Raw genomic sequence first — 11,742 nt, forward strand, 5'->3', positions numbered from 1 at the left:
CCCCACCCACCCCCCCCCCCACCCAACCCCCCCCCCCCCCCCCCCCCCCCCCGCCCCCCCGCCCGCCCCCCCCCCCCCCCCCCCCCCCCCCCCCCCCCCCCCCCCCCCCCCCCCCCCCCCCCCCCCCCCCCGGTCGGATCGCCGCAGGCGATCCGACACATCACGTCACGCGGCGATGAACTCGTTCCACTTGCGGACCATGTACTGGTTCTCTTCCATGACCGAGTTCCAGCAGGCCACGGCCCCCATCCGGTCGTAGAACGACCCGCCGTCGCGCACTTCGCCCGCGCCGGCCAGCTTGTCGCCGAAGGGCGACAGGATGTCGCCGGTGGATTCCTTGCCCTCGAACCAATAGCCCCACTCGTTCTCGCTCATGAATGCCTTCGAGGTCTCGGGCACCGCCGAGTAATAGCCCTGCCGCATCAAAAAGCCGCCGACCCAGCCCGAGAGATACCAGTTGATGTACTCATAGGCCGCATCCAGCTCCATGCCCGACAGGTTGGCCGACAGCCCGATGCCGCCGCCCCAGGACCGGTAGCCCTCTTTGAGCGGCTGGTAGACGCAGGGGATCCCGCGCGAGCGCACGGCGGTGATGGCGGGCGACCACATCGACTGGATCACCACCTCGCCCGACGCCATCAGGTTGACGCTCTCGTCGAAGGTCTTCCAGAAGGCGCGGAACTGGCCGTTTTTCTTGGCCTCGGTGAAGATCGCGATGGTCTTGTCGATCTCCTCGCGGGTCATGTTGCCCTTGTCGCCATAGGTGATCTCGCCCATCGCCTCGCAGACCATGGCCATGTCCATGATCCCGATCGACGAGATGTCGAGGATCGAGGCCTTGCCCTTGAACTCGGGGTTCAGCAGCTCGGTCCAGGACTCGATGGGGCGGCCGATCAGGTCGGGGCGGATGCCCAGCGTGTCGGCGTTGTAGATCGTCGGGATCAGCGTCATCCAGCCGCTTTCGTTGTCCACGAAGTCGGTGCCGCCGGGGCCCTCGACAAAGCCCACCGTGTGCGGCGCGGTGCCCTGGGCGATCTCGCTTTCGGGCGTCAGCTTGCCGTTGCGGAAGATGCCGACGATCTTGTCGTAATTCGCGATCTTGCTGGCATCCATCGCCTGCAGGTTGCCCGTGGGCCAGACCTTCTTGCAGACGAAATACTCGATATCGGCGATGTCGAAGCTGTCGGGCTGGGTGGCCGCGCGCTGGGTGACGCTGTCGGTGTCGAGCGCGGTCATTTCCAGCGTGATGCCGAGGTCTTCCTTCACCTTGGTGGCCACCTCGTTGAGGTTCGACACGCCGGTGCCGAACTGGCGCAGGACGATGTCCTTGCTTTCCTGGCCCCAGACCATCGGGGCGGGCAGGGCCGAGGCGGCCAGCGCGGCCCCGCCGGTTTTCAGCAGCGCGCGGCGGCTGTAGCGAATTTTGGAAATCGTGGTCATGGTTCGTCCTCTCTGTTGGGTTCGTTGTGCCGGAATGTTCTGGATGTCAGGCGGTGACGGGGTGGGCGGCCGCGTCGTCCCAGCCGAGGCCGATCACCTCGCCCAGATCGTGCGGGTCGGCAAAAAACGCCGCATCGGGCAAGAGCGCGGTCACCTCCTGGTCGCCCGCGACGACGGCGGTCAGCGCCACATGCGCGCCCTGATATTCGATGCCGGTCACACGCCCGTCGATGCGGCCCTCGTCGGGCGCCGTCACCTTCATGACGTCCGAGCGGAGCGCGAATTGCCCCTGCGGCAGGGTCAGCACGTTGTGCCCGCCCATGAAGCGCGCGACGAAGGCGGTGCGCGGCGCATTGAAGACCTCGCGCGCGGGGCCGGCCTGTTCGATGCGCGCGTCGTTCATCACGATGATCTCGTCGGCCAGCGCCAGCGCCTCGTCCTGGCCGTGGGTCACATGGATGAAACTTATGCCCAGATCGCGCTGCAGCCGCTTCAGTTCGGCCCGCATCCGGATACGCAGGAACGGATCGAGCGCCGACAGCGGTTCGTCCAGCAACAGCACCTGCGGCCGGGTGATCAGCGCGCGCGCCAGCGCGACGCGCTGCTGCTGGCCGCCCGACAGCTGGTCGGGCTTGCGGTCGGCATAGCGCGTCATCTCCACCAGCTCGAGCATCTCGTCGGCCCGCTTCAGCCGCGCGGTCTTGTCGGTGCCGGCCATCTTGAGGCTGAAGGCCACGTTGTCACGCACGGTCAGATGCGGAAACAAAGCGTAGCTCTGAAACATCATCGCCGTGCCGCGTTTGGCTGGCGGCAGGTGCGAAATGTCCCGCCCGCCCAGCAGGATGGCGCCGTCGCTGACATCCTCGTGCCCCGCGATCATGCGCAGGGTCGAGGATTTGCCGCAGCCCGACGGCCCCAGCAGGCACGCATAGGTGCCCGCCTTGAAGTGATGCGCGATCGCATCGACGGCGACGGTCTGTCCGTAGCGTTTCGTCAGGGAAACGAATTCAAGGTCGGCGGAAGGTGTCATCGGTCGTCCTGGCAGCTCTTGCGACCAGTCGGGGCTTCCGCAGGGCGTCAGGCAACGACTAACTGGGCCTCTCGGTCCGCTCTTTGCGCTTTGCCGTTTATTTGAGCGGTCGGGAGGGGGGAGCGCCCGAATGTTGCGCACAATAGATGTATACAATTAACTCTCATGTTGGATTTGATTCTGTCATGCCTTGTGCGCATGGGGCGGACCGGCCAATGTCGCGGGCATGACTCGCAGTGCCAGTACACCCTCGTTTATCCATCCCACCGTCGGCGGCCCCAGCGCCGATATCGTCGTGGCGCTGTCGCAGGCGATCCACGAACACCGGCTGTTGCCCGGCACCAAGCTGGGCGAGGACGAGCTGAGCCGCATCTTTAACGTCTCGCGCACCGTGGTGCGGTCGGCCCTGCAATCGCTGTCGCACGAGGAACTGGTCGAGCTCAGGCGCAACCGCGGGGCCTTTGTCGCGCAGCCCACGATCCGCGAGGCGCGCGAGGTCTTCGAGGCCCGCGCCCTGCTTGAGCCGCGCACCGCGCGCTCGGCCGCCGAACGCATGACGCCCGAGGATCTGGCGCGGCTCGAGGCGCATATCGCCGCCGAACACGACGCCATCGCCAATGCCGAACACGGCAAGGCGCTGCGGCTCTCGGGGCAGTTCCACATCGACATCTCGCGCATCGCCGACCAGGCGACCATCGCGGGGTTCATCGAACGGTTGGTGGCGCGGTCGTCGCTGATCATCGCGCTCTACTGGCAGCGCCAGAGCGCGCTGTGCGAAAAGCATGCCCACGGCGCGCTTCTCGAGGCGTTCCGCCGGGGCGACGGGGACGATGCCGAAGATCTCATGAAAAGCCACCTGGTCGATATCGTCGCGGCGCTCGACCTGCGCGAACTGCCGCGCGCCCAGACCAGCCTGCAGGACATCCTAAAGGTCTGATCCGCAGGCGCTGCGGGGCGCGTGCGATGCGGGCGTCTTTCGTAGCGTCCGCTATCCGCCAAGCCCCGCTTGCCTCACCGGTCCTCGAAGACCGCTGAAACCGGACGCAGCGGAACGGGCCATCCTCTGGCCTATCTCGCGACCAACCGGGCGTCGGGCAGGTGCCGCCTCGGCCCACGAGACGGGGCATGTCGGCGCCCCCCCCGACGAGATCGCGATGCGCCGCCATGACCTGCGCCACGGCATGTCGGTCCAAAAGACGGTGGCGGCCAACGGAAGCTTCTCTACGCAGCCCTGTCCGCCGCCGCGCGGGGCGGAACGGATTGCACGGCGCGACGCCGGAGCCTGGAGCCACCTCGTCCCGGGCCCAGACCCTAGCGCGATGTGGCCAGTGCTGTGCGGTAAAGCTCGGCCACCGGATCCGCGCCGAGCTTGACATCGTCCAGCGTCAGCACCGCACCGGCGGGGATGTCGCGCCGCAGCGTTACGCCATGCGCCAGCCCGATGGGCAGCGCCTCGCCCGCCCGGTCGAGCGGCAGCGCCTTGCCCCAGACGGTATAGCCGCCTTCGCCATCGAGCACTTCGCCCGCCTTCAGCGCGCGTTTCGCGACCGAGGCCACGGTGCCCCGCATCGCCCGGGTGCGGCCTGTCGGCTCGCCACGCAGCGCGGCGCTCAGGACCGAGATCGACAGCTCGAGCCCGATCAGGTGGAAGGGCTTGTACATCGCCGCGAAACGCCCCGTATCGTCGGTGGGCAGCCCGTATTGGCGAAAGCATGCGGCGGCGTAGTCGTTGGGCGCCTCGATCACCACATAGACCCCCCAGCGCAGATCGCGGAAGACCGGCCGTCCGTCGCGTTCGAGCGACGACACCGTCTCGACCATGCCGCGCCCCTCCAGTTGGCCGCCGGCCGCGCGCGGGCGCAGCACATGGGCCAGATCGTCGACACCGCAGGGTGGGAAGGCCAGCCCCTCGGACGGCACGGTAAGGCCGCAGGCATTGGCGATGGCGACCATCTCGATCGCGCTCTTGGTGCCGTCGAGGAACGAGTTGAACATCTGCGGGTTCATTCCGGCCTTGGCGGCCTCTTCGGGTGTCAGCCCGTAATGCGGCCAGACGTTGTCGGGGGTGACCTGATGGTAGGTCGGCAGGTATTTCGTGCCTTTCCCGGCGGCGGCGACGTGAAACCCCGCGGCGCGCGCCCAGTCCACCATTTCCGACACCAGCGCGGGCTGGTCGCCGTAGGCCATGGAATAGACCACGCCCGCCGCTTCGGCCTCTTGCGCCAGCACCGGCCCGGCCAGAACGTCGGCCTCGACATTGACCATGACAATTTGCTTTCCGGCGGCAAAGGCCGCGCGGGCGTGGGCGATGCCGGCGCGGGGGTGCCCCGTCGCCTCGATCACCACGTCGACATCGTCGCGCGCGGCCAGTGCGCTGCCGTCCTCGAGATAGGCGCAGGCGTCGATCCGGGCGGCGTCCCAGCCGACGGCGCGGCAGGCGTTGCGCGCGCGCCCGGGGTCGAGATCGGCGATGGCCGTCACCTCGAGCCCCGCGATGGTCGGCACCTGGGACAGGAACATCGACCCGAACTTGCCCGCGCCGATCAGCCCCGCGCGGACGGGCGCGCCGCGCGATGCGGCCTCTGCGGCGAGGTAAGAGAGGTTCATGCGATGTCCTTTCGGCTATGGGGAAGGGGGATACGGGCGCGGGGGCGGGTCTTGGGCTCTGGCGGCGCTCCACACCTGTCCGGCCCCAGCGTCCAGCCCCCGCGCCGCGCCTCCTCCGGCGCCTTTTATGAATTCTGTATTCGGATTTCGCAAGGCGCGCCGGGCCGGTTGCCGCTCCGATCCGGGCCGTATTGGGCGGCGTGACCCGAAGCTCACCGCCGAAAATACCCGCAAACCGCGGCCCCGACCGCCCCAAAGGAATAATTTTCTGGCGCGAAGGCCCTGCCTGTCCTATCCCGGACGCGCCGTTCCCAGGAGTCGTATCCGTGCAGCCATTGGCCAGTGTTCCCAGCCGCTCCGAGCAGGTCTACCATGTCCTGCGGGACAGCATTTGCGAGTGCCGGCTCGAACCCGGGACCCATCTGGTCCAGGAGGATATCGCCGAAAAGCTGGGCGTGTCGCGGCAACCGGTCCAGCAGGCCATGCTGCTGCTGAAAAGCGACGGTCTGGTCGTCGAACAGGGCAAGCGCGGGCTTTACGTGGCGCCCATCGACCGGGCGGGGATGCGGCATCACTACCAGATCCGGCAGGTGCTGGATGAGCTGGCGGCACGGCTGGTGGCGGGTCGCGTCACAGAGGAACCCGGTTTTGGCGCGCATCTGCGCCGCGAGGGCACGGCGATCCTGGAGGAGGGCGCGCGCGCCCGCGAGCGCGGCGATGCGGCGGCCATGGTGCGCCACGACGTGGCCTTTCATACAATGATCTACCAGCTTTCCGGCAACCCGCTGATTGCCGCCAAGGCCGAGTCGCACTGGCTGTTCCTGCGCCGGGTGGTGATCGGCATCGTGACCCATGTGGGCCGGGGGCACACCGCCTGGGTGCAGCACGAGGGCATTCTGGACGCGCTGGTCGCGGGCGACTAAGACGGCGCGGTCACCCTGGCGGGCGCGCATGTGACCGGCGCGCAGGCGGCCCTTGCCAAGGCGCTGGACAGCGGCGAGGCCGCGCCGCTTTTCGGCGATGCCGCCGCCGAGTGATGGCGTGTTGTGCCGCCATTGAGGGCGGGATCAATCCTCGGGGCGGATGCCGAAATAGCTGAGATACTTGTCCACCGCGCGCGCGATGGCGGCGTCGGGATCGTCGGGCGGCGGCATCCGGTAGATGTGCTGGCGGATGCCGACATAGACGATGCCGCCGTGCAGATTCCAGATGTCCTCCATGTCCGGCTGGCGCGCGCCGCGCGCCAGTGCGGCGGTCTCTGCCAGCACCGGGCGCAGAATCACCTCGCCCAGATGCTTGAGGTAGCGATGGTTCAGCGCCGCCCCCGCGAGCCCCGAGAACATGAAGATTCGCATCCATTCCCGCTCGAATATCAGCGCGCTGTATTCGGTGTAGAACGCCAGCAGCCGCACCCGCAGCGGCAGCGAGCGGTCGGTCAGACGATCCGGCCAGCCCGGTGACAGCCGGTCGAGATAGACCTTCTCGTAGACCGCTTCGATCAGATCGTCTTTGGTCGCGAAGTAGTTGAAAAGCAAGGATTGCGTGACGCCCAGCCGCTTGGCCAGATCGCGCGTCTTGCCGTCCAGCCCGACCTCGGCAAAGAACCTAACGGCCTCGTCCACGATCTGCTGGCGGCGCTCCTCGGGGGGCAGGCGCCGGCGGGTCGCGGCGTCCTCGGCGGGGGTCTGAGCTCTGTCGGTCCGTCCGTCCATTTGCGCCTCCGCTGACGTGCCTATCCGAAATTCGGGGTTGAAACGACTCACTTTTATAGATCATATGATCAACAGGATTGATCAAGCGCTCAATAAGAGAGTGCGGATCAAGGGGAGGGGACATCATGAAGGCATCTGTGGGCGGCTACGCCCGCGCCAGGGATCTGCGCCATGCGTTCGACCTGCTGGCGGCCTCGGAGGGGCAGGGGCGCATTCTGGCCGGCGGCCAGAGCCTTGTGGCCGCGATGAACATGCGGCTTTCCACCGACGAATTGCTGGTCGATATCTCGCGGCTGGACGAGCTGGCGGGTGTCACGGACACCGGCACGCATCTGCGCATCGGCGCGCTGACGCGCCATGCCGCCGTCGGGGCCGATCCGCTGGTGCGCGCCCATGCGCCGCTTCTGGCAGAGGCCGTGGGCCACATCGCCCATGCGGCAATCCGCAACCGCGGCACCATCGGCGGGGCGCTGGCCCATGCCGATCCGGCGGCCGAATTCCCCGCCTGCGCGCTGGCGCTGGGGGCGGTGATGCATGTCGAGGGAACGGACGGCGCGCGCGACGTCGCGGCCGAGGATTTCTTCGAGGATCTCTTTACCACCGCCATCGGCGAGGGCGAGATTCTGACCGCCATCTCCGTGCCCAAGGCCGAAGACGGCGAAGCCCAGGCGCTTGAGGAAGTGGCGCGGCGGTCGGGCGATTACGCGCTGGCGGGGCTGTGCCTGGTCAAGCGGTCTTTGGGTCACCGCGTGGCGCTCTTGTCGGTGGCCGCGACGCCGGTTCTGGCGACCGGGGCGATGGCGGCGCTCGACGCGGGCGATCTGGACGGCGCGGTCGCCGCGCTGAAGTCCGAAATCGACCCGCCCTCCGACACCCAGGCCTCCGCCGCCTACCGGCGGCATCTGGCGGGGGTTCTGCTGCGCCGCGCAGTGGCGCGGATCGAAGGAGAGACAGCATGACGGACATGTTCCGCGACAAGGTCGATATCGAGCTGACGGTGAACGGCGAGCCGGTCGAGGCGCGCGTGCCCGCCGGTCAGCACCTGGTGGATTTCCTGCGCGCCGAGCTGGGGCTGACGGGCGCGCATGCCTCGTGCGAACACGGCGTCTGCGGCGCCTGCACGATCCGCGTCGACGGCGCGGCGGTGCGCGGCTGCCTGATGCTGGCGGCACAGGCCGACGGGGCCGAGGTCTGGACGCTGGAAGGGCTGTCCGACAGTGCCGCCATCGCCGATCTGCAGGACGCCTTCGTCGCGCGCAACGCGCTGCAATGCGGGTTCTGTACGCCCGGAATGCTGGTCGCCGCCGAAGAGCTGCTGAGCGGCGGCTCGGTGCCCAGCCGCGCCGAGATTCGCGAACATATGTCGGGCAATTACTGCCGCTGCACGGGCTACGAGGCCATCGTGGACGCGGTCGAAGAGGTGGCGCAGGCGCGCGCCGGAAAGGGGGCGGCATGACCATCCAGTTCGGCAATCCCGACCGGCCCAATTCCTACATCGGCAAGACCGTGCCGCGCCCCAACGCGCGCAAGCTGGTCGAGGGGCGCGGGCAGTACGTCGACGACATCACCCTGCCGCGCATGGTGCATGTGGCCTTTGTCCGCTCGCCCTTCGCCCATGCCAGGATCACCGGGATCGACGCCGATGCGGCGCGCGGCGTCAAGGGTGTGCTGCGCATCTTCACCGGCGCCGATCTGGCCGAGGTCTGCACGCCCTGGGTTGCGGTGCTGGCCCATCTCAAGGGTCTGAAATCGCCGCCCGAGCATCCTCTGGCCGTGGATCGCGCGCTCTGGGTCGGCGAGCCGGTGGTCGCCGTCGTGGCCACCACCCGCGCCGCCGCCGAAGAAGGTGCTGCGCTGGTCGATGTGGATTACGATCCGCTGCCCGCCGTGACCGACACGATGACCTCGCTCGATGCCGATACGCCGGTGATGCACCCCGATCTGGGTGACAACCTGGCGTTCCGCCGCCTGCACGAACAGGGCGATGTCGAGGCCGCCATGGCCGGGGCGCACAAGGTCGTGCGCGCGTCCTTCCGCACCGCGCGCCACACCGGCGTCACGCTCGAGCCGCGTTCGATCCTGGTGGACTGGAACAAGGCCGAGGGTCAGATGACCGCCTGGCACGCCACCCAGGCCCCGCACATGATGCAGACGGTCTTTGCCAAGCATCTCGACATTCCCGAAAGCCGCGTGCGGGTGATCTGCGGCGACGTGGGCGGCTCTTACGGCATCAAGGTGCATGTTTATCCCGACGAGGTGGCCACCGCCGCCATCGCCAAGATCATGGGCCGCCCGGTCAAGTTCATCGCCGACCGGCTGGAAAGCTTCACCACCGATATCCACGCCCGCGACCACGAGATCGAGGCGGCGATTGCGGTGGACGCAGAGGGCAAGATCCTCGCCATCGACGTGGACGACTGGACCGGGATCGGGCCTTATTCGGTCTACCCGCGCACCTCGGCCATCGAGGGCAATCAGGTGGTGAACCTCTGCGGCGGGCCTTACGATTTCGCCAATTACCGCGCGCGCACCAGTGTGGTCTTCCAGAACAAGACCCCGACCTGTCAGTACCGCGCGGTGGGCCATCCCATCGCCGTGGCGATCACCGAGGGGCTGGTGGACATGGCCGCCGCCGCCATCGGTATGGACCCGGTCGAGATCCGGCGGCGCAACATGTTTGCCGACGATGCCTATCCGGTGACATCGCCCGCGATGATGAAATTCGAAGGTCTGTCGCATCACGCCTCGATGGACAAGCTGATGGAGCTGATGGATTACGACGCGCTGCGCGCCGATCAGGCCGAGGCGCGAAAGCGCGGCAAGTATCGCGGCATCGGCATCGCGTCCTTCATCGAACTGACCAACCCGTCGCCCTTCATGTACGGCATCGGCGGCGCGCGCATCTCGGCGCAGGACGGCTGCACGGTGCGCATGGATCCGGACGGATCGGTCGTGGCGCTGTCGGGTGTGACCGAGCAGGGCCAGGGCACCGAGGCGATGCTGAGCCAGGTCGTGGCCGAGGGCGTCGGCGTCGAGCCCGCCAAGGTGCGCGTCATCACCGGCGACACGCAGGTCACGCCGTATGGCGGCGGCACCTGGGCCTCGCGCGGGGCGGGCATCGGCGGCGAGGCGGCGTTGCAGGCCGCACGGGCCTTGCGCGGCTCGATCCTCGAGGTGGCGGGGGCCATGCTTCAGGCGGATCCTTCGTCGCTCGATATCCGCGACGGGCAGGTGGTCGACACCGACACCGGCGAAGAGCGCATGCCTTTGGAGGAACTGGGCCGTATCGTCTATTTCCGCGGCGACACGTTGCCCAAGGAGCTGCCGCGCGAGCTGGTGCAGACGCGGCACTTCATCACCATGGACTATCCTTTCGCCTTCACCAACGGCGTGCAGGCCTCGTATCTCGAGGTCGATACCGACACCGGCGTGGTGACGCTGCTCAAGCATTGGTGCGTCGAGGATTGCGGGCGGGTGATCAACCCGCAGCTGGTGGACGAACAGATCCGCGGCGGCATCGTGCAGGGGCTCGGCGGCGCGCTTTACGAAGAAATCCACTATGACGAGGACGGCCAGCTGCTGAACGGGTCGATGGCCGATTACCTGGTGCCGATGGCGGCCGAGATGCCGGACATGATCATCGGCCACGTCGAAACGCCCACCGGCGAAAGCGAGCTGGGCGCCAAGGGCGCGGGCGAGGCGGGCACCGCCGGTGCGCCGGCGGCTGTGATGAACGCCATCAACGACGCGCTGCGCCCCTTGAGCGGGCAGGTTACCGAAATGCCCTTTACCCCCGAGCGCATCCTGCGCGCGCTGGGGAAGATCGAAGACTGAACCACTTCGCGCCCGGGGGAGGGCGCATCCACAGGGAGGAAAACATGAAACTTACAGCACTGACGACGGCGGCGGCCGTCCTGGCGGGCGGCGCGGCCTGGGCCCAGCAGACGATCACCGTCAACATCGGATCGTCGCATCCCGAGGCCAACATCTGGGTCTACGCGATGAAGAACACCTTCCAGCCCGAGGTGAACCGCATTCTCGCCGAGGCTGGGAACGAGTACCAGGTCAACTGGGTCGAAAGCTATGCCGGCACGCTTTACAAGTTCACCGACACCCGTGAGGCGGTGATGGACGGCATCGTCGACGTCGGCATGGTCGGCACGGTCTGGGAAGGCGCCAACATGCCGCTGCAGAACGTGACCTACTTCACGCCTTTCGCAACCGAAGACCACCGCATGATCATCGAGATCTTCGACGAGCTGTCCGACAGCCTGCCCGAGCTGCGCGACAGCTGGGCCGAGAACGGCATGGTGCATCTCAGCTCGCTCATCACCGACAGCTACGACATCTACGCCACCTTCCCGGTCAGCTCGATGGCCGATCTGCAGAACCGCAAGCTGAACGCGCCGGGCACCTCGGCCAACTGGCTGCAGGAAACCGGCGCGACTCCGGTCGACGGGGCGCTGACCACCTATTACACCAACATCCAGACCGGCGTGACCGAGGGCACGCTGTCGTTTGCCTCGGGCATCCTGCCCACCCGCGTCTACGAGGTGGCCCCGGAACTGACCCGCGTCGGCATCGGATCGATGTATTTCGGCGGCATCGCGGCCAACAAGGACTTCTACGAAGGCCTGCCCGCACCGGTGCAGGCGGCGATGAAAGAGGCCGCGCGGGCGACCTCGATCGCGCATGGCGATTACGTGGGCGATCTGGCGGCGCGCGCGCTGGACGAGATGCAGGCGGCCGGCCTGACCATCCACCAGCTGCCCGACGAGGAAAAGGCCAAGTGGGTGAACGGTCTGCCCAACATCATCGAGCCCTGGCTGGAACAGACCGGCGAGGCGGGCAAGACCGTGCTCAAGGCCTATTTCAACGCGCTGCGCGAACGCGGGGCGACGCCGCTGCGGAATTGGGACGAAGGTCTCTGAGACCCGTGGTATGAAACAGCGC

10 protein-coding genes are annotated in these 11,742 nt (G+C 67.6%); 6 read left to right on the forward strand and 4 right to left on the reverse strand.

What is annotated here, in order from left to right; translation table 11 throughout:
- Positions 1-165 precede the first annotated feature (165 nt).
- Together RXV88_RS14705 and RXV88_RS14710 are read right to left on the reverse strand one after the other, a co-directional pair.
- Positions 166-1,431 (reverse strand): PotD/PotF family extracellular solute-binding protein, encoded by a 1,266-nt coding sequence (locus RXV88_RS14705; protein ID WP_316294302.1) that lies wholly within the window; start codon positions 1,429-1,431, stop codon positions 166-168.
- Positions 1,432-1,486: 55 nt separating this feature from the next.
- Entirely contained in the window at positions 1,487-2,470 is a 984-nt protein-coding gene (locus RXV88_RS14710; RefSeq protein ID WP_316294172.1) for an ABC transporter ATP-binding protein, read from the reverse strand.
- A gap of 226 nt (positions 2,471-2,696) precedes the next feature.
- On the opposite strand from RXV88_RS14710, the gene RXV88_RS14715 reads away from it, so the two are divergent.
- On the forward strand, positions 2,697-3,407 hold the full coding sequence (locus tag RXV88_RS14715; protein WP_316294174.1) for a GntR family transcriptional regulator: 711 nt from the start codon (positions 2,697-2,699) through the stop codon (positions 3,405-3,407).
- A 374-nt stretch (positions 3,408-3,781) separates the two neighbouring features.
- Here the strand turns inward: RXV88_RS14715 and RXV88_RS14720 are convergent, their stop codons facing one another.
- Entirely contained in the window at positions 3,782-5,077 is a 1,296-nt protein-coding gene (locus RXV88_RS14720; RefSeq protein WP_316294176.1) for an NAD(P)H-dependent oxidoreductase, read from the reverse strand.
- Positions 5,078-5,403: 326 nt separating this feature from the next.
- On the opposite strand from RXV88_RS14720, the gene RXV88_RS14725 reads away from it, so the two are divergent.
- Complete coding sequence (locus RXV88_RS14725) at positions 5,404-6,000, forward strand: GntR family transcriptional regulator (protein WP_316294178.1); 597 nt, start codon at positions 5,404-5,406, stop codon at positions 5,998-6,000.
- Between the two features lie 144 nt (positions 6,001-6,144).
- Here RXV88_RS14725 and RXV88_RS14730 read toward each other — a convergent pair whose 3' ends face one another.
- Positions 6,145-6,789, reverse strand: a complete 645-nt coding sequence (locus RXV88_RS14730; protein ID WP_316294180.1) for a TetR/AcrR family transcriptional regulator — start codon at positions 6,787-6,789, stop codon at positions 6,145-6,147.
- A gap of 125 nt (positions 6,790-6,914) precedes the next feature.
- On the opposite strand from RXV88_RS14730, the gene RXV88_RS14735 reads away from it, so the two are divergent.
- From RXV88_RS14735 to RXV88_RS14750, 4 genes are read left to right on the forward strand one after another with little or no spacing between them, the layout of a single operon-like run.
- Positions 6,915-7,748 carry a xanthine dehydrogenase family protein subunit M gene (locus RXV88_RS14735; RefSeq protein WP_316294182.1) on the forward strand — a complete coding sequence of 278 codons (834 nt, stop codon included), beginning with the start codon at positions 6,915-6,917 and terminating at the stop codon, positions 7,746-7,748.
- Entirely contained in the window at positions 7,745-8,245 is a 501-nt protein-coding gene (locus RXV88_RS14740) for a (2Fe-2S)-binding protein (RefSeq protein WP_316294184.1), read from the forward strand. The genes RXV88_RS14735 and RXV88_RS14740 overlap by 4 nt, the downstream gene beginning before the upstream one ends.
- Positions 8,242-10,623 (forward strand): xanthine dehydrogenase family protein molybdopterin-binding subunit, encoded by a 2,382-nt coding sequence (locus tag RXV88_RS14745; RefSeq protein WP_316294187.1) that lies wholly within the window; start codon positions 8,242-8,244, stop codon positions 10,621-10,623. Before RXV88_RS14740 ends, RXV88_RS14745 begins: the two co-directional genes overlap by 4 nt.
- Before the next feature lie 44 nt (positions 10,624-10,667).
- On the forward strand, positions 10,668-11,720 hold the full coding sequence (locus RXV88_RS14750; RefSeq protein ID WP_316294189.1) for a C4-dicarboxylate TRAP transporter substrate-binding protein: 1,053 nt from the start codon (positions 10,668-10,670) through the stop codon (positions 11,718-11,720).
- Positions 11,721-11,742 lie beyond the last annotated feature (22 nt).

The organism is Aestuariicoccus sp. MJ-SS9 (genome assembly GCF_032586235.1).
In the GTDB taxonomy this organism is placed as follows: domain Bacteria; phylum Pseudomonadota; class Alphaproteobacteria; order Rhodobacterales; family Rhodobacteraceae; genus Aestuariicoccus.

Bases quoted from the DNA above. Each gene is read 5' to 3' on its own strand.
- RXV88_RS14745 (WP_316294187.1), top strand. From the start codon at position 8,242: ATGACCATCCAGTTCGGCAATCCCGACCGGCCCAATTCCTACATCGGC.
- RXV88_RS14715 (WP_316294174.1), top strand. From the start codon at position 2,697: ATGACTCGCAGTGCCAGTACACCCTCGTTTATCCATCCCACCGTCGGC.
- RXV88_RS14740 (WP_316294184.1), top strand. From the start codon at position 7,745: ATGACGGACATGTTCCGCGACAAGGTCGATATCGAGCTGACGGTGAAC.
- RXV88_RS14735 (WP_316294182.1), top strand. From the start codon at position 6,915: ATGAAGGCATCTGTGGGCGGCTACGCCCGCGCCAGGGATCTGCGCCAT.
- RXV88_RS14720 (WP_316294176.1), bottom strand. From the start codon at position 5,077: ATGAACCTCTCTTACCTCGCCGCAGAGGCCGCATCGCGCGGCGCGCCC.
- RXV88_RS14730 (WP_316294180.1), bottom strand. From the start codon at position 6,789: ATGGACGGACGGACCGACAGAGCTCAGACCCCCGCCGAGGACGCCGCG.
- RXV88_RS14750 (WP_316294189.1), top strand. From the start codon at position 10,668: ATGAAACTTACAGCACTGACGACGGCGGCGGCCGTCCTGGCGGGCGGC.
- RXV88_RS14710 (WP_316294172.1), bottom strand. From the start codon at position 2,470: ATGACACCTTCCGCCGACCTTGAATTCGTTTCCCTGACGAAACGCTAC.